This is a genomic window from Lelliottia nimipressuralis, from assembly GCF_004402045.1.
GTDB classification, from domain to species: Bacteria; Pseudomonadota; Gammaproteobacteria; order Enterobacterales; family Enterobacteriaceae; genus Enterobacter; species Enterobacter chinensis.
Genome location: NZ_SOMG01000016.1, coordinates 274,911 through 300,561, shown reverse-complemented (window position 1 = coordinate 300,561; position 25,651 = coordinate 274,911). Strand labels below are relative to the sequence as shown.

General features: G+C 54.8%; 19 protein-coding genes. 6 read left to right on the top strand and 13 right to left on the bottom strand.

Going from position 1 to position 25,651, the window contains the following annotated elements; all coding sequences use genetic code 11:
• Window positions 1-131 precede the first annotated feature (131 nt).
• Both E3U32_RS11515 and E3U32_RS11510 read left to right on the top strand, forming a co-directional pair.
• Entirely contained in the window at window positions 132-956 is an 825-nt protein-coding gene (locus E3U32_RS11515) for a MurR/RpiR family transcriptional regulator (protein WP_134348889.1), read from the top strand.
• 358 nt (window positions 957-1,314) lie between these two features.
• Window positions 1,315-2,424 (top strand): SDR family oxidoreductase, encoded by a 1,110-nt coding sequence (locus tag E3U32_RS11510; RefSeq protein ID WP_134348888.1) that lies wholly within the window; start codon window positions 1,315-1,317, stop codon window positions 2,422-2,424.
• A 53-nt stretch (window positions 2,425-2,477) separates the two neighbouring features.
• Here E3U32_RS11510 and eno read toward each other — a convergent pair whose 3' ends face one another.
• From eno to rlmD, 5 genes are all read right to left on the bottom strand, one after another.
• On the bottom strand, window positions 2,478-3,776 hold the full coding sequence (eno, locus tag E3U32_RS11505) for a phosphopyruvate hydratase (protein WP_134348887.1): 1,299 nt from the start codon (window positions 3,774-3,776) through the stop codon (window positions 2,478-2,480).
• An 82-nt stretch (window positions 3,777-3,858) separates the two neighbouring features.
• Window positions 3,859-5,496 (bottom strand): glutamine hydrolyzing CTP synthase, encoded by a 1,638-nt coding sequence (gene pyrG / locus E3U32_RS11500; protein ID WP_063144726.1) that lies wholly within the window; start codon window positions 5,494-5,496, stop codon window positions 3,859-3,861.
• A gap of 223 nt (window positions 5,497-5,719) precedes the next feature.
• Window positions 5,720-6,511, bottom strand: a complete 792-nt coding sequence (gene mazG / locus E3U32_RS11495; protein WP_134348886.1) for a nucleoside triphosphate pyrophosphohydrolase — start codon at window positions 6,509-6,511, stop codon at window positions 5,720-5,722.
• 68 nt (window positions 6,512-6,579) lie between these two features.
• A complete protein-coding gene (relA, locus tag E3U32_RS11490; RefSeq protein WP_134348885.1) occupies window positions 6,580-8,811 on the bottom strand; it encodes a GTP diphosphokinase in 2,232 nt (743 codons plus the stop codon).
• 51 nt (window positions 8,812-8,862) lie between these two features.
• On the bottom strand, window positions 8,863-10,161 hold the full coding sequence (gene rlmD / locus E3U32_RS11485; protein ID WP_134348884.1) for a 23S rRNA (uracil(1939)-C(5))-methyltransferase RlmD: 1,299 nt from the start codon (window positions 10,159-10,161) through the stop codon (window positions 8,863-8,865).
• 57 nt (window positions 10,162-10,218) lie between these two features.
• Between rlmD and barA the strand changes: the two genes are divergently transcribed.
• Window positions 10,219-12,978 (top strand): two-component sensor histidine kinase BarA, encoded by a 2,760-nt coding sequence (gene barA, locus E3U32_RS11480; protein WP_134348883.1) that lies wholly within the window; start codon window positions 10,219-10,221, stop codon window positions 12,976-12,978.
• A 95-nt stretch (window positions 12,979-13,073) separates the two neighbouring features.
• On the opposite strand, the gene E3U32_RS11475 is transcribed toward barA, so the two are convergent.
• The 8 genes from E3U32_RS11475 to syd form a co-directional block, all read right to left on the bottom strand.
• Window positions 13,074-14,213: a glycerate kinase gene (locus E3U32_RS11475; protein ID WP_134348882.1), complete on the bottom strand. Its 1,140-nt coding sequence runs from the start codon at window positions 14,211-14,213 to the stop codon at window positions 13,074-13,076.
• A 77-nt stretch (window positions 14,214-14,290) separates the two neighbouring features.
• Window positions 14,291-15,628 carry a glucarate dehydratase gene (gene gudD, locus E3U32_RS11470; protein ID WP_134348881.1) on the bottom strand — a complete coding sequence of 446 codons (1,338 nt, stop codon included), beginning with the start codon at window positions 15,626-15,628 and terminating at the stop codon, window positions 14,291-14,293.
• A gap of 15 nt (window positions 15,629-15,643) precedes the next feature.
• Window positions 15,644-16,984, bottom strand: coding sequence for an enolase C-terminal domain-like protein (locus tag E3U32_RS11465; RefSeq protein ID WP_134348927.1), 1,341 nt, complete (start codon window positions 16,982-16,984; stop codon window positions 15,644-15,646).
• On the bottom strand, window positions 16,984-18,339 hold the full coding sequence (locus tag E3U32_RS11460; RefSeq protein WP_134348880.1) for an MFS transporter: 1,356 nt from the start codon (window positions 18,337-18,339) through the stop codon (window positions 16,984-16,986). The genes E3U32_RS11465 and E3U32_RS11460 overlap by 1 nt, the downstream gene beginning before the upstream one ends.
• Before the next feature lie 295 nt (window positions 18,340-18,634).
• Window positions 18,635-19,084 carry a flavodoxin gene (locus E3U32_RS11450; RefSeq protein WP_023333248.1) on the bottom strand — a complete coding sequence of 150 codons (450 nt, stop codon included), beginning with the start codon at window positions 19,082-19,084 and terminating at the stop codon, window positions 18,635-18,637.
• Between the two features lie 24 nt (window positions 19,085-19,108).
• Complete coding sequence (gene truC, locus E3U32_RS11445) at window positions 19,109-19,885, bottom strand: tRNA pseudouridine(65) synthase TruC (RefSeq protein WP_134348879.1); 777 nt, start codon at window positions 19,883-19,885, stop codon at window positions 19,109-19,111.
• The gene (locus E3U32_RS11440; protein ID WP_134348878.1) at window positions 19,882-20,211 is read right to left on the bottom strand and encodes a YqcC family protein; all 330 of its coding nucleotides are present in this window, start codon (window positions 20,209-20,211) and stop codon (window positions 19,882-19,884) included. The genes truC and E3U32_RS11440 overlap by 4 nt, the downstream gene beginning before the upstream one ends.
• A 629-nt stretch (window positions 20,212-20,840) precedes the next feature.
• The gene (gene syd, locus E3U32_RS11435) at window positions 20,841-21,386 is read right to left on the bottom strand and encodes a SecY-interacting protein (RefSeq protein WP_134348877.1); all 546 of its coding nucleotides are present in this window, start codon (window positions 21,384-21,386) and stop codon (window positions 20,841-20,843) included.
• 69 nt (window positions 21,387-21,455) lie between these two features.
• Between syd and queF the strand changes: the two genes are divergently transcribed.
• The 3 genes from queF (at window position 21,456) to E3U32_RS11420 (ending at window position 25,590) form a co-directional block, all read left to right on the top strand.
• Window positions 21,456-22,298 (top strand): NADPH-dependent 7-cyano-7-deazaguanine reductase QueF, encoded by an 843-nt coding sequence (queF, locus tag E3U32_RS11430; RefSeq protein WP_134348876.1) that lies wholly within the window; start codon window positions 21,456-21,458, stop codon window positions 22,296-22,298.
• A gap of 116 nt (window positions 22,299-22,414) precedes the next feature.
• Window positions 22,415-23,779, top strand: coding sequence for a nucleotide 5'-monophosphate nucleosidase PpnN (gene ppnN / locus E3U32_RS11425; protein ID WP_134348875.1), 1,365 nt, complete (start codon window positions 22,415-22,417; stop codon window positions 23,777-23,779).
• A gap of 515 nt (window positions 23,780-24,294) precedes the next feature.
• Window positions 24,295-25,590, top strand: a complete 1,296-nt coding sequence (locus tag E3U32_RS11420) for an HAAAP family serine/threonine permease (protein WP_134348874.1) — start codon at window positions 24,295-24,297, stop codon at window positions 25,588-25,590.
• Window positions 25,591-25,651: the final 61 nt, after the last annotated feature.

The following is a 25,651-nucleotide window of genomic DNA, read 5'->3' as shown; positions in this document are numbered from 1 at the left end:
ACCACATAAATATTTAATAGTGAAAATTATCATCAATAACCAGGAGGCCGATCATACTTTTTCAAAATGACTGGCATCTTTCCCCCGCTTTCCGCCACACTAGGCGCAGAGAAATACTTTAAGGACCTGGCATGTCGGATCATGAAAACCTGCTGCTGAAGCTCCGCCAGGAGGCTTCCGGGTACAGCCCAACACAACAAAAACTCGGTGAGTTTGTCCTCAACGATCCTGCCCGGGTGCTCTACCTGACAATCACGGAACTGGCGCGCGAGAGCCACACCAGCGAGGCCAGCGTAACGCGTCTTTGCCGCACGCTGGGCTGCAAGGGCTATAACGAATTTAAAATGGCGCTTGCGCTGGATATTCAACAGGGCCAGCCCGCCCGTCAGGCGGGGGATGAAATTGATAATGTCGTGGATGAATCGGTGCAGGCTTTGCAGGATACCGCCAGGCTCCTCGACCGCACGCTGCTTGAAAAGGCCGCACTGGCGCTGCATCAGGCGCAGTCCGTACAGATATATGGTGTCGCGGCCAGCGCGATCCTCGGGGAGTATCTGCACTACAAGCTGCTGCGGCTGGGCAAACCCGCACAGCTGTTTAGCGATATGCACCGCGCAGCCATGAACGCCACAACGCTCTCGCAAGAGACCCTGGTCGTGGCTATCTCCAGCTCGGGTTCAACGCGGGATTTGCTCCACGTGGTGAAGCTTGCCCGCAAGCGCGGCGTTAAGGTTCTTGCACTCAGCAATACGCCCCGCAGCCCGCTGGCGTCCCTGAGCGATATGCAGCTGGTTGCCGCCAAACCTGAGGGGCCACTGAGCGCAGGCGCGCTCAATGCTAAAGTTGGGGTCATGCTGTTGGTTGAGTTGCTGACCACATCCATGATAGCGCTGGATGGCCATTACGGTGACGTTAGCCAGCAAACAGCCAGTGCCACACTTCCCCTGTTGCTCTAAAAATACTTCGCAGGCTAAATAAAATAGCCTGCGGATGACGTCGTCTGATTTAAGTTAAGTGGCGTTTAAATCATTTATCTGGTAAATGTTTGGTGTAACAAAGTATTATATTTATTACATTTTGAATTAATGTTTCCGAGTTACAGGAATGCTAAAAAATCATTTAAAATCAATAAATTAAAATATAAATATTAATAAATTGAATTTTTATCCTGCCCGCAATGTCCAATAACTCCACCTGATTTCCTTTCCTTAAAATAAGCTTAAGATGCTGTCGGTTTCGGCGTTTTATTATTTAAATGCCGTTTACTTTTGCACGCCTACAATCCGCCTTATCAATCATAATGAGACGGTATTAATGAAAATGTTATTGATTACAGGCGTGACCGGATTTCTGGGCGGTGCAGTACTTGAAAAAATCCTGACTAACGATCAATCCGTAAAACTCCTTTTGCTTGCGCGTGCCGGCGATCCGCAAAGCGGGCTGGAGCGCGTGCAGGAGAACATGCGCAAGTTCAACGTTCCCGAGGACAAACTGGCCTCTCTGAGTGTGGATAACATCCTCATTGGCGATCTCAGCCAGCCTGAAGATTTTCTGAACGATCCACGTCTGGACCAGGTAACGCATGTCGTTAACTGTGCGGCTGTCGCCTCATTTGGGAATAACCCGCTGATCTGGAAGGTCAATGTAGAAGGTACGCTTGCGCTGGCGCGCCGCATGGAGCAGGTTTCAACGCTACAGCGTTTCCTCCACGTTGGCACAGCAATGTCATGCACGCCGGAGCAAGATTCCCTGGTCGCCGAAAGCGCTGAATTCAGAGAGAATGCTGAGCACCTGGTGGAATATACTTTTTCGAAGTCAACCATCGAACAGCTGATGCGCCAGGAGTGTCCGAACCTGCCGCTGCTCATCGCTCGTCCGTCCATCGTTGTCGGCCATACCCGTCACGGCTGCACGCCGTCGAGCAGTATTTTCTGGGTCTTCAGCATGGGCCTGATGCTGCAGAAGTTTATGTGCTCAATGGAAGACAGAATTGACGTTGTTCCGGTGGACTATTGCGCCGACGCGATGTTAATGCTGCTTAACAGCAACACTCGTCCGGGAGAAGTGGTACACATTTCTGCGGGTGAAGAGAACAGCGTTCGCTTTGCGGATATCGATCAGGCTATGGCGCAGGCGCTGGAGAAAGCTCCGGTCGGTGATAAATATGCCCAGGTCAGCTACGAAACGCTGGTCAGAATGCGCCGCGAGTTGAAAACTATTTTTGGCCCGTGCAACGAACGTCTGATGCTGAAAGCCATGCGGTTATACGGTGCATTTGCCACACTTAACGTGCGCTTCAGCAACGATAAGCTGCTGAGCATGGGGATGCCAAAACCTCCCCGGTTTACGGATTACATCGCCCGCTGCGTACAAACCACCCAGGGACTGACCATTCCGGAGCAAATGGCTGTTGATTTCAAATAGCCAAAAAAAATGCCAGTCATATGACTGGCATTTTCATTTTAAGGCTTAAGCAATTATGCCTGGCCTTTGATCTCTTTCAGACCGTTGTATGGTGCTTTTTCGCCCAGCGCTTCTTCGATACGAATCAGCTGGTTGTATTTAGCAACACGGTCAGAACGGCTCATAGAACCGGTTTTGATCTGGCCTGCAGCGGTACCCACAGCCAGGTCGGCAATGGTAGCGTCTTCAGTTTCGCCAGAACGGTGAGAGATAACAGCGGTGTAGCCAGCGTCTTTCGCCATTTTGATCGCAGCCAGAGTTTCGGTCAGAGAACCGATCTGGTTGAATTTGATCAGGATGGAGTTAACGATGCCTTTCTCGATGCCTTCTTTCAGGATCTTGGTGTTGGTTACGAACAGGTCGTCACCAACCAGCTGGATTTTGTCGCCCAGTACTTTAGTCTGGTATGCGAAGCCAGCCCAGTCAGACTCGTCCAGACCGTCTTCGATAGACACAATTGGGTACTGTTTGGTCAGGTCTTCCAGGAAGTGAGTGAACTCTTCGGAGGTGAACGCTTTGTTGCCTTCGCCAGCCAGAACGTATTTACCGTCTTTGTAGAATTCAGATGCTGCACAGTCCATCGCCAGGGTGATGTCTTTGCCCAGCTCGTAGCCAGCAGCTTTTACTGCTTCTGCGATAACAGCCAGTGCTTCTGCGTTAGAACCCAGGTTTGGCGCATAGCCACCTTCGTCACCCACAGCAGTGTTCATACCTTTAGCTTTCAGAACTTTAGCCAGGTTGTGGAACACTTCAGAACCCATACGTACGGCTTCTTTCAGGGATTTCGCGCCAACTGGCTGAATCATGAATTCCTGAATATCAACGTTGTTGTCTGCGTGCTCACCACCGTTGATGATGTTCATCATCGGTACAGGCATGGAGTATTTGCCTGGGGTGCCGTTCAGTTCAGCGATGTGCTCGAACAGTGGCTGGCCTTTCGCTGCTGCTGCTGCTTTGGCGTTAGCCAGGGAAACAGCCAGGATTGCGTTCGCACCGAAGTTAGATTTGTTTTCAGTACCGTCCAGATCGATCATGATCTTGTCGATGCCAGCCTGGTCTTTGGCGTCTTTGCCAAGGATTGCCTGAGCAATAGGACCGTTTACAGCGCCAACCGCTTTCAGTACGCCTTTGCCCATGAAGCGAGATTTGTCGCCATCGCGCAGTTCCAGCGCTTCGCGGGAACCAGTAGAAGCACCTGATGGAGCAGCAGCCATACCAACGAAACCACCTTCCAGGTGAACTTCGGCTTCAACGGTCGGGTTACCACGGGAGTCGATGATTTCACGACCGATGACTTTAACGATTTTGGACATTAGATTTTCCTCAGTACAAGTTAAACTAAAACTCCAGACAAACAACGCGTACCCAAGGTACGCGTTGCCGTTCTAACTTTTTTTACTTCGCCTGACGCTTTTGGTAGTCGCTGGCGGCTTTCACGAAGCCTGCAAACAGCGGATGCCCGTCACGTGGCGTAGAAGTAAATTCCGGGTGGAACTGGCAGGCGACAAACCACGGATGGTTTGGCACTTCAATGATCTCGACTAACTGATCATCCCCGGAGCGGCCCGCAACACGCAGGCCCGCGGCTTCAATAGGTTTCAACAGCATGTTGTTGACTTCATAGCGGTGACGATGGCGCTCGGTGATGACCGGCTCGCCGTACAGCTTGCGAACCACGCTGTCGTCAGAAAGCTGGCAGGCCTGTGCGCCAAGACGCATGGTACCACCCAGATCGCTCTTCTCAGTACGGACTTCGACGTTACCTTCTTCGTCACGCCATTCAGTGATAAGCGCCACTACAGGGTACTTACAGTCTGGCACAAATTCCGTAGAGTTCGCGTTTTCCATTCCCGCTACGTTGCGCGCAAATTCGATCAGCGCAACCTGCATACCCAGGCAGATGCCGAGGTATGGAATATTGTTTTCACGCGCATAGCGCGCGGTGGCGATCTTGCCTTCTACACCACGGTAGCCGAAGCCGCCAGGGATAAGGATAGCATCCAGATCTTTCAGGATTTCAACGCCACGCGTTTCAACATCCTGTGAATCAATCAGCTTGATGTTCACGGAGACACGGTTCTTCAGACCACCGTGTTTCAGCGCTTCGATAACAGACTTATAGGCGTCCGGCAGTTCAATGTACTTGCCGACCATACCGATAGTCACTTCGCCTGCCGGGTTGGCTTCTTCGTAAATAACCTGTTCCCATTCAGACAGGTTAGCTTCCGGACAGTTCAAGCTGAATCGTTTACAAATATAATCGTCCAGGCCCTGCGATTTCAACAGGCCCGGGATTTTATAAATGGAATCGACGTCTTTCATTGAAATAACGGCTTTTTCAGGCACGTTACAGAACAATGCAATTTTCGCACGTTCATTCGCCGGAACGGCGCGATCGGAACGGCAAACCAGGATATCTGGCTGAATACCAATGGAGAGCAGCTCTTTCACAGAGTGCTGAGTCGGCTTGGTTTTCACTTCACCTGCGGCTGCCATGTAAGGCACCAGCGTCAGGTGCATGAACAGCGCGTTTTCACGGCCAATATCTACCGCCAGCTGACGAATCGCTTCCAGGAATGGCAGGGATTCGATATCACCCACGGTACCACCGATTTCAACCAGCACCACGTCGTGGCCTTCGCCACCCGCAACAATGCGTTCTTTGATTGCGTTAGTGATGTGCGGAATAACCTGAACGGTTGCACCCAGATAGTCACCACGGCGCTCTTTACGCAGAACGTCGGAGTAGATGCGGCCAGTCGTGAAGTTGTTACGACGGGTCATTTTGGTGCGGATGAAACGCTCGTAGTGGCCAAGATCCAGATCGGTTTCAGCGCCGTCTTCAGTAACGAACACTTCCCCGTGTTGGATTGGGCTCATGGTGCCAGGATCGACGTTGATGTACGGATCCAGTTTCATCATGGTCACATTGAGGCCACGGGCTTCAAGAATGGCTGCGAGGGAGGCTGCGGCAATGCCTTTACCCAGAGAGGATACGACCCCGCCGGTCACAAAAATATAGTTCGTTGTCATGCTGAACCTGAGAAGTTAGGGTGAAACGATGGAATAACCAGGACGGGAAAGTAGTATACCCGAACACGGCGAGCGCCACAAACTTTCATTCTCCGTCTCCATTCCAGGCCATGACAAACATAAGGAGTGAGAAAATAGCCCCTTTTGGGTAAATGTTTTTGACGCAAATCAAGCGCTTGTCATTTAAAAAATCACACAAATTGCGCTTGATCGCAAAATTTCGTTAGAGATCAGATTCCTGGCGTTTTACTTCCTGCCAGACTTCTTCCATCGCCTCGAGGTCAATTCCGCTCATTTCCAGGCCACGCGAGGCCACAATCCGCTCAACTTCGCGAAAGCGTCGTTCGAATTTTATGTTGGCTTTTTGCAGCGCGGTTTCCGCTTTTACACCCAAATGGCGCGAAAGGTTGACGGTGGCGAACAGCAGATCACCCATTTCTTCTTCCAGCCTGGCTTCGTCAATAACAGCCTGCTGCGCTTCGTGCATCACTTCGTCGATCTCTTCGTGCACTTTATCCAGCACCGGGCCGAGGGAGTTCCAGTCAAATCCCACGGTGGAGCAGCGTTTCTGAATTTTATGCGCGCGCATCAGCGCGGGCAGGCTCATCGGGATATCATCCAGCGCCGAGTGTTGGGATTTTTCTGCACGTTCGGCGCTTTTTATTTGCTCCCAGCGGGCCAGCACTTCGGTGCTGTTCCCTGCGGTGGCATCACCGAAAATATGGGGATGACGGCGCTCAAGCTTGTCGCTGATGGCAGCGCAGATATCGTCAAAGTTAAAGCGCCCTTCTTCCTGCGCCATTTGCGCATAGAACACGACCTGGAAGAGCAGATCGCCCAGCTCGCCGCGCAGGTCGTCAAAATCTTCGCGGGAAATGGCGTCCAGCACTTCATAGGTCTCTTCGAGGGTATACGGGGCGATGGTGGCAAAAGTCTGCTCTTTGTCCCACGGGCAGCCGTTTTCCGGGTCGCGAAGACGTTTCATGATGCCGAGCAGGCGGTCGATTTGAGTCATAATCTGTTCCATTAAAAAACAAGCCGGGTGGCGGCGAAGCCTTACCCGGCCTACATAAGAAAGTGCAGTTAACCGCCGTGCAGACGACGCGCGTCAATCACATCCGGCACCTGGTTCAGTTTGCCGAGCACGCGGCCCAGCACCTGCAGGTTATAGATTTCGATAGTCATATCGATGGTGGCAAGCTGCTCGCGGGTATCGCTGCGGCTGGCGACGCCCAGCACGTTGACCTTCTCGTTGGCGAGAATGGTCGTGATGTCGCGCAGCAGACCGCTGCGGTCGTTGGCGGTAACGCGCACCACCAGCGAATAGCCGGCGGAATAGCTCTCACCCCAGACCGCTTCCACGATGCGCTCAGGTGCGTGCGATTGCAGCTCGGCGAGCTGGTCGCAGTCGGAGCGGTGAATCGAAATGCCGCGCCCCTGGGTGATAAAGCCGACGATGTCGTCTCCCGGAATAGGCTGGCAGCAGCGGGCAATGTGGTGCATCAGATTGCCCACGCCCTCGACCACCACTCGACCGTTGTCTTTGCTGCGCTGCTGCGGCGCGTAGGTTTTCTGCTGCAACTGCTTCAGCGCCGCCGCGTCCTGCTCTGCTGCGCTTGGTTTATTGAACTGCGCCTGCAGGAAGTTCACCATCTGATTCAGACGGATATCACCGCCGCCAATGGCCGCTAACAGCTCGTCAAGCTCGTTGAAGTTGTAGCGCGGCAGCAGGAATTTCTCCGCCTCTTTCAGGCTTATCCCGATATGCTCCAGCTCGTCGTCAAGGATCTGGCGACCGGCAAGGATATTCTTGTCACGATCCTGCTTGCGGAACCAGGCGTGAATTTTCGAGCGCCCGCGGCTGGTGGTGACATAACCCAGGTTCGGGTTAAGCCAGTCCCTGCTCGGGTTGGGCTGCTTCTGGGTAATGATTTCAATTTGGTCACCCATCTGCAGTTGATAGGTGAACGGTACGATACGCCCGCCAATTTTCGCCCCGATGCAGCGGTGCCCCACATCGCTGTGGATGTGGTAGGCAAAATCGAGCGGCGTGGAGCCGGCTGGCAGGTCGACAACGTCCCCTTTCGGGGTAAAGACATACACCCGATCGTCAAAGACCTGGCTGCGCACTTCGTCGAGCATCTCGCCAGAGTCGGCCATCTCTTCCTGCCACGCAATCAGCTTACGCAGCCAGGCAATGCGGTCTTCATGGCCTGAACGCGCCCCACCGGAGGTGCCTTCTTTGTATTTCCAGTGTGCGGCGACGCCCAGCTCAGCGTCTTCGTGCATCTGTTTGGTGCGGATCTGAATCTCGACCGTTTTGCCGCCAGGGCCAAGCACAACGGTATGGATAGACTGGTAGCCGTTAGGTTTGGGGTTGGCGACATAGTCATCGAACTCATCCGGCAGATGGCGGAAGTGAGTGTGTACGATCCCCAGCGCGGCATAGCAATCCTGAAGACGCTCCGCCACGATACGCACGGCGCGCACGTCAAACAGCTCGTCAAAGGCGAGGTGCTTCTTCTGCATTTTGCGCCAGATGCTGTAAATATGCTTTGGTCGGCCGTAGACTTCGGCGCGCACGTTCTCTTCTTTCATCGCCTCGCGCAAACCGCCGACAAATTCATCAATATAGTGTTCGCGGTCGATACGGCGCTCATGCAGGAGTTTGGCAATACGTTTGTATTCCGCCGGATGCAGGTAGCGGAAGCAATAATCTTCCAGCTCCCACTTCAGTTGACCAATCCCCAGGCGGTTCGCCAGCGGTGCATAAATGTTCGTACACTCTTTGGCAGCCAGCACACGCTCGTCTTCCGGTGCATCCTTCACTTCACGAAGATGGGCAATACGCTCAGCAAGCTTGATGACCACGCAGCGGAAATCATCCACCATGGCCAGCAGCATCCGGCGTACGTTGTCGACCTGTTCTGAGGAGACGGAATCGGTATGCGCGGCTTTTAGCTGGCGAATGGCCGCCATATCGCGCACGCCGTGGATAAGGGCAACGACGGATTTCCCGACGCTGTCGCCCAGCACATCTTCGCTGACCACGTCCGCATCCGCGAGGGGGAACAGAAGCGCGGCCTGTAGCGTTTCGATGTCCATGTTCAGCATGGATAAGATTTCAACCATCTCCACGCCGCGCCACAGGAGAAGATCGGCGTCGGAATGCCCCTGCGTGGTGCGCAGGCAATAGGCCCAGGTTTCGGTTAAGCGTTCACACGACTGCTGGCTGGAAATTCCCAGACTTGCGATCCATTTTTGTGGGTCAAATTCCCCAGCTTTATTAAGATGTGCACTTCTTACCGCAACCATTGTCCTCTCCTTTAGGGACCAGGGCCTGTCGAAGTCGACAAGCCAAACTCATTAAATGTGCTCGAACAACACCATCGATTCCAGATGCCCAGTGTGCGGGAACATGTCCAGCATTGCCAGACGCTGAATCTGGTAACCCGCGCTGAGTAATGCCTCGCTATCTCGGGCAAGCGTTGCCGGGTTACAGGAAACATAGACCACACGCTTCGGCGCGAGTTTAATAATATGCTGCATTACACCCGGGGCACCTGCACGCGCCGGGTCGAGAAGAATTTTATCAAAGCCCTGCTTTGCCCACGGCTGTTGAGTGACATCTTCCTCAAGATTTTGATGAAAGAATGTCACATTTTGCAAGCCGTTCTGTTGTGCGTTCTCCTGCCCTTTCGCTACCAGCGCGTCAACGCCTTCCACGCCGACGACGCTGGCCGCTTTCCGCGCCAGCGGCAGCGTGAAGTTGCCCATTCCGCAGAACAGATCGAGTACCCGATCGCTTTTCTGGACATCCAGCCACGCCAGCGCTTTCTCAACCATCTGCTGGTTAACGCCATCATTCACCTGAATGAAATCCCGCGGGCTGAACGTTAAGCGTAGCCCGTTTGACGCATACCAGGGCGCATCACCACTAACCTGCTCAAGTATCTCGCTTTGTGGTGCCAGGAAAAGCGCCAGGTCGTGGGAATGCGAAAAGCGTTCCAGTTTTTCACGATCTTCTATCGACAACGGCGCGGTATGGCGCAGGACCATCAGCGGGCCATTGTTTGCCATGACCAGTTCGACATGACCAAGGTGACGAACGCCGTCCAGTTCTGAGAGGCAGGTGCGCACGTCCGGAAGCAACGCCTCAAGATGGGGCACCAAAATGGGGCACTGCTTCACATCAACGATTTCGCTTGAACCGGCCTTGCGAAAACCCATCTCCAGCCGCGCCGTTTTTGGCTGATAGCTCAGGCTCAGGCGCGCGCGGCGGCGATAGCCCCAGGGCTCGTCGGCGAGGATCTCATTAACGTCGTGTTTAAGCAGACGCGCCAGGGCGTTGCTTTTGCTTTTTTGCTGTAATTCTGTGCTCGCATGCTGTTGCTGGCAGCCTCCACAAACGCCAAAATGCGCACAGCGAGGCTTGACGCGTTCCGGGCTATCGTTGAGGCGACGCTTAACCTGCCCGCGCGCGAACTGGCGTTTATCTTCCGTTAGCGTAATTTCTGCTCGTTCTGTGGGCAGCAAACCTGTTATAAACAGAGCCTTACCGTTGTGACGCGCCACCCCCTGACCAAAAGGATCGAGGTCCGTGGCTTCAACGGTTATGATTTCACGCGTCGTCACGCGTCGCTTTGCAGAGTAGAATTGCGCCATCGCCGAGATTTTTCTCAAATAAACATAATTATCTTAATTGTCCCATAACGGAACGCCATGACCAACTACAGCCTGCGCGCGCGCATGATGATTTTGATCCTCGCCCCCACCGTTCTCATCGGTTTGCTGCTGAGTATCTTCTTTGTGGTGCACCGCTATAACGATTTGCAGCGGCAACTCGAAGATGCAGGAGCCAGCATTATCGAACCGCTTGCCGTCTCCAGCGAGTACGGTATGAACCTGCAAAATCGCGAATCCATTGGTCAGTTAATCAGCGTACTCCACCGCCGTCACTCTGACATCGTACGCGCCATCTCCGTATACGATGAACATAACCGCCTGTTTGTGACCTCGAATTTTCATCTCGATCCGGCGGCTCTGAAGATCCCGGACGGTACGCCATTCCCACGCCACCTCACCGTACTGCGGCGCGGCGATATCATGATTCTGCGCACGCCGATCGTCTCGGAAAGCTATTCCCCCGATGAGTCTGCGCAATCCGACGCCAAATCCAGCGATAACATGCTGGGATATGTGGCGCTGGAGCTGGATCTTAAGTCGGTCCGGCTACAGCAGTACAAAGAAATCTTTATCTCTGGCGTAATGATGCTGTTCTGCATTGGTATCGCGCTGATCTTCGGCTGGCGCCTGATGCGCGATGTGACAGGGCCCATTCGCAACATGGTCAATACGGTTGACCGCATCCGCCGGGGACAGCTCGACAGCCGCGTGGAAGGGTTTATGCTGGGCGAGCTGGATATGCTGAAAAACGGCATCAACTCGATGGCCATGTCGCTGGCGGCGTACCACGAAGAGATGCAGCACAACGTTGACCAGGCCACGTCCGACCTGCGCGAAACGCTGGAGCAGATGGAGATTCAGAACGTTGAGCTCGATCTGGCGAAAAAGCGCGCTCAGGAAGCGGCGCGTATTAAATCTGAATTCCTTGCCAATATGTCGCATGAGCTGCGTACGCCGCTCAATGGCGTGATCGGCTTTACCCGCCTGACTCTGAAAAGCGAGCTGAACCCTACTCAGCGCGATCATCTGCACACCATTGAACGCTCGGCCAACAACCTGCTGGCAATCATTAACGACGTGCTAGATTTCTCCAAGCTGGAAGCGGGCAAGCTTATCCTGGAAAGCATTCCGTTCCCGCTGCGCAGTACGCTCGATGAAGTGGTGACGCTGCTCGCGCACTCGTCGCACGACAAAGGCCTTGAGCTGACGCTCAACATTAAAAACGACGTGCCGGATAACGTCATTGGCGATCCGCTGCGCCTGCAGCAGGTCATTACCAATCTTGTCGGGAATGCCATTAAATTCACCGAAAGCGGTAACATCGACATTCTGGTAGAGAAACGCTCCATTAGCAGCAATAAGGTCCAGATCGAAGTCCAGATCCGCGATACCGGCATCGGTATTCCGGAACGGGATCAGTCGCGTCTGTTCCAGGCGTTCCGTCAGGCGGACGCCAGTATCTCCCGCCGTCATGGCGGCACCGGCCTGGGGCTGGTGATCACGCAACGCCTGGTGAACGAGATGGGCGGCGATATCTCTTTCCACAGCCAGCCGAACCGCGGTTCAACCTTCTGGTTCCACATTAATCTGGACCTCAATCCGAACGTGCTGACCGATGGTCCGGTGACGGACTGCCTGAAAGGCAAGCGTCTGGCCTATGTCGAACCGAACGCGGCGGCAGCGCAGTGCGCACTCGATATCTTAAGCACCACGCCGCTGGAGGTGGTCTACAGCCCCACTTTCTCAGCCCTTGCCGTTGAGCATTACGACATTCTGCTGATGGGGATCCCGGTCACCTTCACCGGCGAACTGACCATGCAGCAGGAGCGGCTGGCGAAAGCCGCGTCGATGACCGACTATCTCCTGCTGGCGCTGCCTTGCCACGCCCAGCTCAATGCAGAAGAGTTGAAAAATGACGGGGCCGCCGCATGTCTGCTTAAGCCGCTCACTTCGACCCGCCTGCTGCCCGCGCTCACGGAGTATTGTCGTCTTAGCCAGCATGCCCTCCCGCTGATTAACGACGAGCAAAAATTGCCGATGAGCGTAATGGCGGTGGATGATAATCCGGCAAACCTGAAGCTCATTGGCGCATTGCTTGAAGACCAGGTTCAGCACGTTGAGCTGTGCACCAGCGGCGCGCAGGCGGTTGAACAGGCTAAGCAGATGCAGCTCGACTTAATCCTGATGGATATTCAGATGCCGGGTATGGATGGCATTCGGGCCTGCGAGCTGATCCATCAGCTGCCGCACCAGCAGCAAACCCCGGTTATTGCGGTCACCGCGCATGCGATGGCCGGCCAGAAAGAGAAGCTGCTGAGCGCCGGGATGAATGATTATCTGGCGAAGCCAATCGATGAAGAGAAACTCCATAACCTGCTGTTACGCTATAAGCCGGGTCATATAGGCGGGACGTACACGGTTTCCAGTGAGCCAGTTGAAATTAGCGTCAATCAGAACGCAACCTTTGACTGGCAGCTTGCCCTGCGCCAGGCGGCAGGTAAACCTGATTTGGCCCGCGAAATGCTGCAAATGCTGGTCGCGTTTCTGCCGGAAATTCGTAATAAGGTTGAGGAGCAGCTGGTGGGTGAAAACCCGGAAGAACTGCTGGAAGCGATCCACAAGCTGCACGGTAGCTGCGGGTACAGCGGCGTTCCGCGGCTGAAAAACCTCTGCCAGCTGCTGGAGCAACAGTTGCGCGCCGGTACGCCGGAATCGGAGCTTGAACCGGAGTTCCTGGAACTGCTGGATGAAATGGATAATGTGACGCGGGAAGCGATGAAGGTGTTAGGAAACTGAGGTAAAAGCCCGGTGGCGTTTAGCTTACCGGGCCTACAATTGCAGGTGCGGCCTGATGCCCTCACCCCGCCCCTCTCCCACAGGGAGAGGGAGATCTACATTCCCTGCCCGACTTTCAGCACCGCCGCGATATTCCTTGCGGCCATCCTGACGTTCTCGCTGGCATTTTCCAGCGCATCTTCGAGCGAGCAGATGGTGTAAATGACGCTAAACACCGCATCAATACCGTGATCGTGTACTACGCCAACGTCCGCCGTCAGGCTACCTGCAATACCGATGACGGGTTTGTTAAAGCGTTTCGCCACTTTCGCCACGCCCACCGGGACTTTGCCGTGGATCGTCTGGCTGTCGATGCGACCTTCCCCCGTGATCACCAAATCCGCATCGGCCACCTGGTCAGCCAGGTGTAGCGCATCGGTCACGATCTCAATGCCCTGGCGCAGCTGCGCGCCGCAAAAGGCGTACAGTGCTGCCCCCATGCCGCCCGCCGCGCCGCCGCCAGCAAGGTTTAGCACATCGATATCCAGATCCCGGGCAATGACTCTCGCATACTGTGCAAGCGCGTTGTCCAGGGTAATGATCATCTCGGGTGTCGCCCCCTTCTGCGGACCAAATACGGCTGACGCGCCATCCTTTCCGGTCAGGAGATTGGTCACGTCGCAGGCGACCTCTATCCGACACTCCGCAAGACGTTTGTCCAGCCCGCTCAGGTCGATACGGGCAAGTTTTCCCAACTCGCCCCCACCCTGTCCAAGTGGCTGTTCACTGGCGTCCAGCAGCTTTGCCCCCAGCGCCTGCACCATTCCTGCTCCGCCGTCGTTGGTCGCACTGCCGCCAATGCCAATAATGATATGCTTAACGCCTGCATCCAGCGCGTGACGAATAAGTTCGCCTGTGCCCCAGGAGGTCGTTTTCAGGGGATTACGCTGCGAAGGGACGACCAGCTCCAGGCCGCTTGCAGCCGCCATTTCAATAAAAGCACTCTGCTCGTCACCGGATAAGCCATAAAACCCTTCCACGCGCTCACCCAGCGGACCAGTCACCGGAACATGTACAATGCGTCCCTGCGTTGCCGCGATCATCGCCTCAACCGTTCCTTCGCCACCATCCGCGACCGGCAGTTTGACGTAAACCGCCTCGGGAAAGATCTCGCGAAAACCACGCTCTATCGCTGTCGCAACCTCAAGCGCACTCAAACTTTCCTTATACGAGTCCGGTGCGATAACAATTTTCATAAGCCATCCTTACGCATAGTCGTTACGTTAAGCATACACCACGTAAAAGACCGCCAATGGGAGCGGTCCCAATGCGTTTATCGTACCATGCACGGGCGTTTATTGTCGAATGTCCAGTCCGGGATCAGATACTGCATCGCCATCGCGTCGTCGCGTGCGCCCAGGCCGTGTTTTTGATACAGCTCGTGGGCCTTCATGAGCTGGTCCATATCCAGCTCAACCCCCAGCCCCGGCGTTGAAGGCACCTGCACCATGCCACCTTTGATCTCAAACGGCTGCTTAGTCAGACGCTGATTACCTTCCTGCCAGATCCAGTGCGTGTCGATAGCGGTAATCGTGCCCGGCGCGGCGGCGGCAACATGAGTGAACATCGCCAGCGACACGTCGAAGTGGTTGTTGGAGTGCGAACCCCAGGTCAGGCCAAACTCGTGGCACATCTGCGCTACGCGCACCGACCCCTGCATCGTCCAGAAATGCGGATCAGCCAGCGGAATGTCGACAGACTGTAATGACAGGGTGTGTCCCATCTGACGCCAGTCGGTGGCAATCATATTCGTCGCGGTCGGCAACCCCGTGGCGCGACGGAATTCCGCCATCACTTCCCGCCCAGAGAAGCCTTGCTCAGCCCCGCATGGATCCTCCGCGTAGGCCAGCACGCCTTTCAGCTGCTTGCCGATCGCGATCGCTTCCTCAAGCGACCAGGCCCCGTTCGGATCGAGCGTCACGCGCGCCTGCGGGAAACGTTTTGCCAGTGCGGTGACGGCTTCCGCCTCTTCCTCACCGGCCAGCACGCCACCCTTCAGTTTGAAATCATTGAAGCCATATTTTTCGTACGCGGCCTCCGCCAGACGCACCACCGCATCCGGGGTCATCGCCTCGTCGTGGCGGAGCCGGTACCAGTCGCATTGTTCGTCCGGCTGGCTCTGGTACGGCAACGGCGTCAGCTTGCGGTCGCCGACAAAGAACAGATAGCCCAGCATTTCGACTTCACTGCGCTGCTGCCCTTCGCCCAGCAGCGACGCAACGTTAACGCCCAGATGCTGTCCCAGCAGATCCAACATCGCGGATTCAATACCGGTCACCACGTGGATTGTGGTGCGCAGATCGAAAGTTTGCAGGCCACGACCACCGGCATCGCGATCGGCAAAGGTATTGCGCACGGTATTGAGAACATTTTTGTACTCACCCAGCCTTTTGCCCACCACCAGCGGAATGGCATCTTCCAGCGTTTTGCGGATCTTCTCCCCGCCCGGAATTTCACCCACGCCGGTATGGCCGGCATTGTCTTTAATAATCACAATATTGCGGGTGAAGAATGGTGCATGTGCGCCGCTCAGGTTCATCAACATGCTGTCATGGCCCGCAACCGGAACGATCTGCATGGAGGTGACTACAGGGGTAGAAAAAGTACTCATCGTTCAATCCTTTTATCAGTGACGTCCGAAAACAGGGCGCTTACGGTCAAATGTCCAGCCGGGAATAAGGTACTGCATTGGGCCAGCATCGTTACGCGCGCCGCCCGGCAATTTTTTATACGCCTCATGGGCTTTATGGATCTGATCCCAGTCAAGCTCCACGCCCAGACCCGGCGCATCCGGTACGGCAATCTTGCCATTTTTGATTTCCAGCGGATTTTTCGTCAGGCGGGCTTCACCCTCCTGCCAAATCCAGTGGGTGTCGATGGCGGTCGGGTTACCCGGCGCTGCTGCGCCAACATGGGTAAACATCGCCAGCGAAATGTCGAAATGATTGTTCGAGTGGCATCCCCAGGTCAGGCCCCACTCATCGCAAAGCTGTGCCACACGCACCGCGCCTGAGAGCGTCCAGAAGTGTGGGTCCGCCAGCGGAATGTCGACGGCATTCAACATCACCGCATGACCCATTTCGCGCCAGTTAGTGGCGATCATATTAGTCGCCACCGGCAGCCCGGTGGCACGACGGAACTCAGCCATCACTTCACGGCCCGAATAGCCCTGCTCCGCGCCGCAAGGGTCTTCCGCATAGGTCAGGACATCCCCCAGCCCTTTGCACAGGCCAATCGCTTCATCCAGCAGCCATGCGCCGTTCGGGTCAACGGTGATACGTGCATCCGGAAAGCGCTTTTTCAGCGCCCGGGCCGTTTCAATCTCCTGCTCGCCGGGCAGCACGCCGCCCTTCAGCTTGAAATCCTTAAAGCCGTAGCGATCCTGCGCGGCTTCGGCCAGCCGGACCACGGCCTCCCCGGAGAGCGCCTCCTGATGGCGCAGGTGATACCATTCGTGGCTGCCCGGAGAGTATTCCAGATAAGGCAGGTCGGTTTTAGTACGATCGCCAATGTAGAACAGGTATCCCAGCACCGTCACCGCATTGCGCTGTTTGCCAGGCCCCAGCAGTTCGCAGACCGGGACATTCAGCGCCTGGCCCAGTAAATCGAGCAGGGCCGCCTCCAGCGCGGCGACAGCGTTGACGCGCAGTTCGAACGTCCAGGCACCTTTACCGAACGTATCAAAGTCTGCCGACTGATTGCCCTTATGCACCCGCTGAACCACCTTGTTCAGACGGCCGATCTCCTGGCCCACCACCTGCGCAATAGCGTCGACCAGCGTCTGGTAAATCACCTCCCCGCCTGGCGCTTCGCCCACGCCGGTATTCCCTGCGCTGTCTTTCAGCACGACGATATTACGGGTAAACCAGGCATTATGGGCACCGCCAATATTGAGCAGCATGCTGTCCTGCCCGGCCACCGGAATGACCTTCATCTCCGTGACGATTGGGCTCGATTGCGTTGTCATCATCCACGCTCCGCAACAGGTTTAAGTTCGACGCGTTTGATATCTCCCACGAGCACCAGGTAACTCAGTACCGCCACCAGCGCATGCACACCTACGTAAATCAGCGCACCATTGAAAGAGCCGGTCGTGCCGACGATGTAACCGATAGCGATTGGCGTAACAATCCCAGAGATGTTGCCGAACATGTTGAACAGGCCGCCGCTCAGGCCGCTGATCTCCTTCGGTGCTGTATCCGCCATCACCGCCCAGCCCAGCGCGCCAATGCCTTTGCCGAAGAAGGCCATCGCCATAAAGCCGATAATCATCCACTCCGCGCTGACGTAGTTACAGAACACCATGGTCATGGAGAGCAGCATGCCGAGCACAATCGGCGTTTTACGCGCGATGTTCAGTGAACCCGTGCGGCGCATCAGCCAGTCGGAAATCACCCCGCCGAGCACGCCACCGACGAAGCCGCAGATTGCCGGGATCGAGGCAACAAATCCTGCTTTCAGAATCGACATACCGCGGGCCTGCACCAGGTACACCGGGAACCAGGTAATGAAAAAGTAGGTTAAGGCGTTAATACAGTACTGGCCCAGATAGATGCCGATCATCATCCTGGAACCGACGAGCTGTTTGATCTGCGCCCATTTCTGACTGAACGGGACTTTAGCCGCCGCGGCTTTCTGATCCATGTTGATCAGCGCTCCGCCCTCAGCGATGTATTCCAGCTCTTTTTTATTTACGCCAGGATGCTGGTTGGGTTCGTGGATCACTTTCAGCCAGACGAAGCTGATGACGATCCCAAGCCCCCCCATGAAGAAGAAGACGTGCGACCAGCCCACCTCATGCGTCAGCCAGCCCATAATCGGCGCAAAGATCACCGTTGCGAAATACTGGGCAGAGTTAAAAATAGCCACCGCCGTTCCCCTCTCCTGCGCCGGGAACCAGGCCGCCACAATGCGGCTGTTGCCGGGGAAGGAAGGTGCTTCCGCTAAGCCCACCAGGAAGCGCAGCGTGAAGAGCGCCACGATAATGCCGAAGCCGTTGAAGACATCGACGAAGCCCTGGAGCAGGGTAAAGGCAGACCAGATAAAAATGGACCAGAAATAGACGCGTTTAGAGCCAAAACGGTCCAGCAGCCAGCCGCCAGGAATTTGCCCGATGACGTAGGCCCATGAGAATGCGGAGAAAACGTAACCCATGCCCACGGGATCAAGGCCGATATCTTTTGCCATTTCCGAGCCGGCAATCGACAGCGTGGCGCGGTCACCATAGTTAAAGGATGTGACGATAAACAGCATCACCACTATCCAGTAGCGGGCATTGGTGCGCTTTTCAGCGCTGCTCGCTGCGTGGCTTAATGTACTCATTGTTGCACTCCTGAAACATAGCTTTCGCCTGGTTCATTCTGTACAGCACCGGTAGGGTAATCAGAATGAGATTTGTGTTTTGTCGTTTTGGTACGGCCTGAAGCCGTTTTATAGTGACCGGGAAAGTATATGAAGGAGTGACACGTTCCCTCACCGTGCAAAAACACAGTATTGAAGGGTGTTTGAGAGGTTGTTTATGGCATAAGCCCAGGGGAGTGGAAGGTGGTTCACGGAATTGGCGTTTGGTGCGGAGTGTATTGCCGGGTGGCGGCTACGCCTGACCCGGCCTGGAAAACTATTTAAGGAGCGTTGCCCAGTTCTCCACCCACGGGTTCGATTCGCTTTCGGGTTCAGGATGCTCACCGGCATCAATTAGCAGCATCTCGCCGACGCGCTGGGCGCTCTGTTCCTGCAGGAGCGCATCGAACTGCTTACCACCGCCGCAGAAGTTGGCGTAAGAGCTGTCGCCGAGGGCAATGATGCCGTAGTGCACGTCCGGCTGATAGCCAAGCTGGTCCTTAATTCCCTGGAATAGCGGCACGATGCTGTCCGGCAGATCGCCCTGCCCGGTGGTGGAAGTCACCACCAGAATGTATTTATCTTTATACTTTTCCCAGTCCGCCAGTTCCGGGTCTTCATAGACCGTGGCTTTATGGCCCTGGCTGGCGAGTATTGCCTCAGCCTCTTCCGCTACCAGCAGCGAGTTGCCGTACATTGTGCCGACAAAAATGCCTACTTCAGCCATGCTATTTTCCCATAATGAATGCGCTTACTGTTCATCCTGAACGTTGCCCGGTACAAACTCAACCCTTTCATTTTTGGGGAGTTGCCCCATCCAGCCAAACTGTGACAGGGCCTGCATCCAGACGTCATCCAGCCCCGCGTGGATAGTCAGCGGTTCACCGGTAAACGGGTGCGTCAGGCTGAGCTCGCTCGCGTGTAGCATCAGACGGCCGCAGCCAAAATGTTCGGCCGCACTGCGGTTCTGACGCAGATCGCCGTGTTTGCTATCGCCAATAATCGGGTGGCGCAGGTGCGCAAGATGCCGCCGCAGCTGGTGCTTACGCCCGGTTTTGGGCAGAAGCTCAACCAGGCTGTAACGTGTGGTCGGAAATTTGCTGGTGGCCACCGGCATTTCGGTCGTCGCCATGCCGCGATAATCCGTCACTGCGGGCTGCGGACCTTTGTCATCGCGGGCAAATTTATCGGCGATTTTGTCCAGCTCCTCTACCAGCGGGTAGTCCAGCGTGGCGGACTCGGTCAGCCAGCCACGGACGATCGCATGGTAGCGTTTCTGGATCTGGTGCTGTTCGAACTGCTGTGACAGCAGACGGCCTGCTTCGCTGGACAGCCCCATCAGCAGCACGCCGGAAGTCGGTCTGTCGAGACGATGAGCGGTAAAAACATGCTGGCCAATCTGATCGCGCACGGTCTGCATCACCACTACTTTCTCGTCGCGATCCAGCCAGCTTCGGTGCACCAGCCAGCCTGACGGTTTATTTACCGCTACCAGCCACTCGTCCTGATAGAGGATCTCAAGCGTCATGCATTTTCACCGGCAAACAGGACATCCAGTTTTTCCAGTTCGACCAGCATCACGTCGCGCGCAGGATGCGTCGCCTCGAGCGCCATTTCATAATAGGGAGAGACAGCAAATGCCTGCGGCAGCGGATGACCGCCCTCAAGCAAGGCGTGCATACGCGGAATTAACACCCACTGCAGCCATTCGAACGGTGCCAGCGTATCCAGGCAGAAGGGCTGAGTGCTCGCGAACGCTTCGGGCTGCGGCGCGGTCTCCTGCCACAGCTGATGTTGGCGCAAAAGGGCTTCGATGGCGTGCAACTGAGCACGAACGCTATCGTGTTGCGTCATGGTAACCTCAACTGAAAAAGTGAACGGCGCGCAGCATAGCATTGCGGACGGCAGAAATAAAAAAAGGGAGCACTGTAAAAACAGTGCTCCCGGTTCGTTTCGCAGCATTCCAGCTACAATTCGTGCTCCCTGCTCATCCGTGACAACTTTTCCTGAGCCCGAAGGCCTGGTCATCCGTAAACCTGTGCGTCATGCACACATCTTCCTGACGTGTTTGTTTCATCCTGAAACGTCCTGGTCTTCCTGACCCACCGACCATCCTGACCGGTTCTCGTTCTCCTTCCTGGAGGTGTCCCTTACGCATCCTGCGTTATCCCTTTGCTTCATCCTGAAGCCTTCCTGCAGCGCCATCCTGACGAGTCCTGAGTAAGAAACGCCATCATCCTGATGTTCGTTTCTCGTGTCGGCATCCTGTCGACGGAGATAGAATCCGCTATTCCGCTTCGTCTTACAACCCACCCTGTCAGCGTTGTGAGCCGTAAGAAACCCCTAAAAAAGAGCGTAAGAGCAAGTAATCCATTGAAAAACAGTGTGATATTAATCTGAATTAAATAAGGCGATACTGAATGTTCCAGCGATCTCTCACAAACCTTGTAAGAGATCTCTCACACGCGCTATAGCATCATGGATTACAGAAGTGGCTCAAGTCGGGTGAGGAAATCCGCAAGAGAGGGGGCGAGGGTCTCGCGATTGCGGGTGCCGATAGTCTCTTTAATGACTTCGCCGGACAGGTTACAGACAGAGATAACATCCAGTTCGCTGTCGAGCGTGGCGATAAAGAGCGTCGGAGAAAGCTTAAGGCGTTTTTGCGTGACCAGGTGACCAATCAGGTTTTCCTGAACACGCTGCAGATCGTCTTCGCTCCAGGTCTGCAACAGCGTCAGCGTGATATCAGCAAAGCGCGCGGGCATATCCCCTGCAAACTGCGTGGCATAAAACGCATGAACCGCTGATTGTACCACAAGGTCCATTGCCCGTTCAACCGCATTTACATTTTGCGCACCAGCATTGGGCTTTGGCTGCCAGATAACGTAATCGTCGGATGAAGAGATAATGCACGGCGAGGGGACGCCATATAAATCAGCGCTTTGCGGCCACGAGCCCTGCTTTTCATGCCATGCATCGCAATATCGGGTTGTGAAGGTAGTGAGGGCATTTGCAGTTTCGATGTCCACCGATTTCTCTCTTCTTGTCAGACAGGATAAACTCAGGCCATAAGTGTACCTGTAAAGTGGCTATGAAACATGTCTTACGAAAATCATCAGGCGTTAACCGGCTTAACGCTGGGTAAATCGACCGACTACCGCGATACCTACGATGCAAGCCTGCTGCAGGGCGTGCCGCGCAGCCTGAATCGCGATCCTCTGGGTCTGCATGCGGACGCGCTGCCGTTTGTCGGCGGTGATATCTGGACGCTGTACGAACTCTCGTGGCTCAACGCGCGCGGACTGCCGCAGGTGGCGGTGGGCCACGTTGAGCTGGATTACGCCAGCCAGAATCTGGTGGAATCCAAAAGCTTTAAGCTCTATCTCAACAGCTTTAACCAGACCAAATTCGCCCACTGGGACGATGTTCAGCACACCCTTGAACGTGATTTAAGCGCCTGCGCGCAGGGCAAGGTGAGTGTTTCACTGTATCGCCTGCACGAGCTGGAAGGCCAGCCGATTGCCCACTTCAACGGGACCTGCATCGACGATCAGGATATCGAGGTGGAGAATTATGAATTCAGCGCCGATTACCTCGAAAATGCGGCAAGCGGAAAGGTGGTCGAAGAGACGCTGGTCAGCCATCTGCTGAAGTCCAACTGTCTGATTACCCACCAGCCGGACTGGGGTTCAGTGCAGATCCAGTATCGCGGCCCGAAAATTGACCGCGAAAAGCTGCTGCGCTATCTGGTGTCGTTCCGCCATCACAACGAATTCCACGAGCAGTGCGTGGAGCGCATCTTTAGCGATATTCAGCGTTTCTGCCAGCCAGAAAAATTGAGCGTTTACGCGCGCTATACCCGCCGTGGCGGTCTGGATATCAACCCGTGGCGGACCAATACCGACTTTGTCCCTGCTACGGGCCGGCTGGTACGCCAGTAATATAAATATTTTCACAATATGCGCGGTATCTTCCGCGCTTTAGGTTGTGAAACGTCACGCGGCAGGGCTATTGTAATCAACAGGGAAAGACGATAATCGTCCCGTAAGGAGCTCACTTGATTACACATATTAGCCCGCTTGGCTCAATGGATATGTTGTCGCAGCTGGAAGTGGACATGCTTAAACGCACGGCCAGCAGCGATCTTTATCAACTGTTTCGTAACTGTTCACTTGCCGTACTGAACTCCGGAAGCCTGACAGATAACAGTAAAGAACTGCTGTCCCGCTTCGAAAGCTTTGATATCAACGTGCTGCGCCGCGAGCGTGGCGTGAAGCTTGAAGTCATCAATCCGCCGGAAGACGCTTTCGTCGATGGACGCATCATTCGTTCACTTCAGGCTAACCTGTTTGCCGTGCTGCGTGACATTCTGTTTGTAAACGGGCAGATCCATAACGCAGGACGTTTCCAGCATCTCGACCTGGAAAGCTCGGTCCATATTACCAACCTGGTGTTCTCTATTTTGCGCAACGCCCGTGCCCTGCACGTCGGCGAAGCGCCGAACATGGTCGTCTGCTGGGGCGGTCACTCCATTAACGAAACCGAGTATCTCTACGCCCGTCGGGTGGGGACGCAGCTCGGCCTGCGTGAGCTGAATATCTGTACCGGCTGTGGACCGGGGGCGATGGAAGCCCCCATGAAAGGAGCGGCGGTTGGGCATGCGCAACAGCGTTACAAAGAGGGGCGATTTATCGGGATGACCGAGCCGTCAATCATCGCCGCTGAGCCACCTAACCCACTGGTTAACGAGCTGATTATCATGCCGGATATCGAGAAACGTCTTGAGGCGTTTGTCCGTATCGCCCACGGTATTATCATCTTCCCGGGCGGCGTGGGCACAGCAGAAGAGCTGCTCTATCTGCTGGGTATTCTGATGAACCCGGCCAACAAAGATCAGGTTCTGCCGTTGATCCTGACCGGGCCAAAAGAGAGCGCCGACTACTTCCGCGTGCTGGACGAATTTATTGTGCACACCCTGGGCGAAGCCGCTCGTCGTCACTATCGCATCATCATTGATGATGCCGCGGAAGTGGCGCGTCAGATGAAAAAAGCGATGCCGCTGGTGAAAGAGAACCGCCGTGATACTGGGGATGCCTACAGCTTTAACTGGTCCATCCGTATTGCGCCGGATCTGCAGATCCCGTTTGAACCCTCGCATGAGAATATGGCGAACCTGAAACTCTACCCTGACCAGCCGGTGGAAGTCCTGGCGGCCGATCTGCGTCGTGCCTTCTCCGGGATTGTGGCGGGCAACGTCAAAGAGATGGGCATCCGCGCGATTGAGCAGTACGGTCCGTACAAGATCCACGGTGACCCGGAGATGATGCGCCGTATGGATGACATGCTGCAGGGCTTTGTCGCCCAGCACCGCATGAAGCTCCCTGGCTCCGCATACATTCCTTGCTACGAAATCTGCACATAACGCTTAGCAACATCTCATCAAAGCCGGGTCGCCCTGTCGCGCGTCCCGGCTTTTTTTATTACTGAGGTAATTCATACGCATCACTTATGTCTTTTACAAACTATGCGCAAACGCAAACGATTACCTGGTTTTTACAACCGTAAATTATCAGCCTTAATCCAAATTACCTGCCAGAAAATACTAAAAACCCATTTCTTTACAGCTAAAGACACCTATATCACTGGTCAGTCTTTCAGCTCACATGTCGTTGGTGGTAGCCTTCGCGCCCGTAAATTCTCTTTGATGTTTTTTTAACAGATAAATGGTCTAAAGATGCCCACATCATAAGTGGATTATTGCATTTGGGATCAGGATCACTGATAGATTCATAACTAGAATGTATCTTTCCGCCCGCCAATAGTTACGGGTGAAAATTATTAAAAAACCGTCACTGAACGAATTTCATATTACCGTCAGGCACTTTTTCATCGGATTTGACTAGAAACCTGACAATTTGCTTCCTCCAGGAGATACAGATGGAAACCACTCAAACCAGCACCGTTGCTTCGATTGAATCCCGAAGTGGTTGGCGCAAAACGGATACCATGTGGATGCTTGGCCTTTACGGCACAGCAATCGGCGCTGGTGTACTGTTCCTTCCTATCAACGCAGGCGTCGGCGGTCTGATCCCGCTGATCATCATGGCTATCATTGCTTTCCCGATGACCTTCTTCGCACACCGCGGTCTGACCCGCTTTGTGCTGTCCGGTAAAAATCCGGGTGAAGACATCACTGAAGTGGTTGAAGAGCATTTCGGCGTTGGCGCAGGTAAACTGATTACTCTGCTCTACTTCTTCGCGATTTACCCAATCCTGCTGGTCTACAGCGTGGCGATCACCAACACAGTTGAAAGCTTCATGACGCACCAGCTGCACATGACGCCGCCTCCGCGTGCGATTCTGTCTCTGATCCTGATTGTGGGCATGATGACCATCGTGCGCTTCGGTGAGCAGATGATTGTGAAAGCGATGAGCGTACTGGTCTTCCCGTTCGTGATTGCTCTGATGGTATTGGCCTGCTACCTGATCCCACAGTGGAACGGTGCAGCGCTGGAAACCCTGTCCCTGAGCAGCGCATCTGCAACCGGTAACGGCCTGCTGATGACCCTCTGGCTGGCGATTCCGGTGATGGTCTTCTCGTTTAACCACTCTCCAATCATCTCTTCTTTCGCCGTTGCGAAACGTGAAGAGTACGGTAATGGCGCAGAGAAGAAGTGCTCCAGCATCCTGGCACGCGCTCACATCATGATGGTACTGACCGTTATGTTCTTCGTCTTCAGCTGCGTACTGAGCCTCGCTCCGGCGGATCTGGCGGCAGCGAAAGAGCAGAACATCTCTATTCTGTCTTACCTGGCGAACCACTTTAACGCACCGCTGATTGCGTGGATGGCACCTATCATCGCGATTATCGCCATCACCAAATCCTTCCTTGGCCACTACCTGGGCGCACGTGAAGGCTTCAACGGTATGGTGATTAAATCTCTGCGCGGTAAAGGCAAGAGCATTGAAATCAGCAAGCTGAACAAAATCACTGCACTGTTCATGCTGCTCACCACCTGGGCGGTAGCAACGCTGAACCCAAGCATCCTGGGCATGATTGAAACCCTGGGCGGCCCGATCATCGCGATGATTCTGTTCCTGATGCCGATGTACGCGATTCAGAAAGTCCCTGCTATGCGTAAGTACAGCGGTCATGTAAGCAACGTCTTTGTGGTTATCATGGGGCTTATCGCTATCTCTGCGATCTTCTACTCCCTGTACACCATGTTCTGATTATCACCCGCGCCGTCCCCGGACGGCGCACTCCTTCCTCTCTGACTGAAAGCAATGGACG

Coding starts and splice junctions, on each gene's coding strand:
- E3U32_RS11515 (WP_134348889.1), top strand. CDS start 132: ATGTCGGATCATGAAAACCTGCTGCTGAAGCTCCGCCAGGAGGCTTCC.
- E3U32_RS11510 (WP_134348888.1), top strand. CDS start 1,315: ATGAAAATGTTATTGATTACAGGCGTGACCGGATTTCTGGGCGGTGCA.
- eno (WP_134348887.1), bottom strand. CDS start 3,776: ATGTCCAAAATCGTTAAAGTCATCGGTCGTGAAATCATCGACTCCCGT.
- pyrG (WP_063144726.1), bottom strand. CDS start 5,496: ATGACAACGAACTATATTTTTGTGACCGGCGGGGTCGTATCCTCTCTG.
- mazG (WP_134348886.1), bottom strand. CDS start 6,511: ATGACTCAAATCGACCGCCTGCTCGGCATCATGAAACGTCTTCGCGAC.
- relA (WP_134348885.1), bottom strand. CDS start 8,811: ATGGTTGCGGTAAGAAGTGCACATCTTAATAAAGCTGGGGAATTTGAC.
- rlmD (WP_134348884.1), bottom strand. CDS start 10,161: ATGGCGCAATTCTACTCTGCAAAGCGACGCGTGACGACGCGTGAAATC.
- barA (WP_134348883.1), top strand. CDS start 10,219: ATGACCAACTACAGCCTGCGCGCGCGCATGATGATTTTGATCCTCGCC.
- E3U32_RS11475 (WP_134348882.1), bottom strand. CDS start 14,213: ATGAAAATTGTTATCGCACCGGACTCGTATAAGGAAAGTTTGAGTGCG.
- gudD (WP_134348881.1), bottom strand. CDS start 15,628: ATGAGTACTTTTTCTACCCCTGTAGTCACCTCCATGCAGATCGTTCCG.
- E3U32_RS11465 (WP_134348927.1), bottom strand. CDS start 16,984: ATGACAACGCAATCGAGCCCAATCGTCACGGAGATGAAGGTCATTCCG.
- E3U32_RS11460 (WP_134348880.1), bottom strand. CDS start 18,339: ATGAGTACATTAAGCCACGCAGCGAGCAGCGCTGAAAAGCGCACCAAT.
- E3U32_RS11450 (WP_023333248.1), bottom strand. CDS start 19,084: ATGGCTGAAGTAGGCATTTTTGTCGGCACAATGTACGGCAACTCGCTG.
- truC (WP_134348879.1), bottom strand. CDS start 19,885: ATGACGCTTGAGATCCTCTATCAGGACGAGTGGCTGGTAGCGGTAAAT.
- E3U32_RS11440 (WP_134348878.1), bottom strand. CDS start 20,211: ATGACGCAACACGATAGCGTTCGTGCTCAGTTGCACGCCATCGAAGCC.
- queF (WP_134348876.1), top strand. CDS start 21,456: ATGTCTTACGAAAATCATCAGGCGTTAACCGGCTTAACGCTGGGTAAA.
- E3U32_RS11420 (WP_134348874.1), top strand. CDS start 24,295: ATGGAAACCACTCAAACCAGCACCGTTGCTTCGATTGAATCCCGAAGT.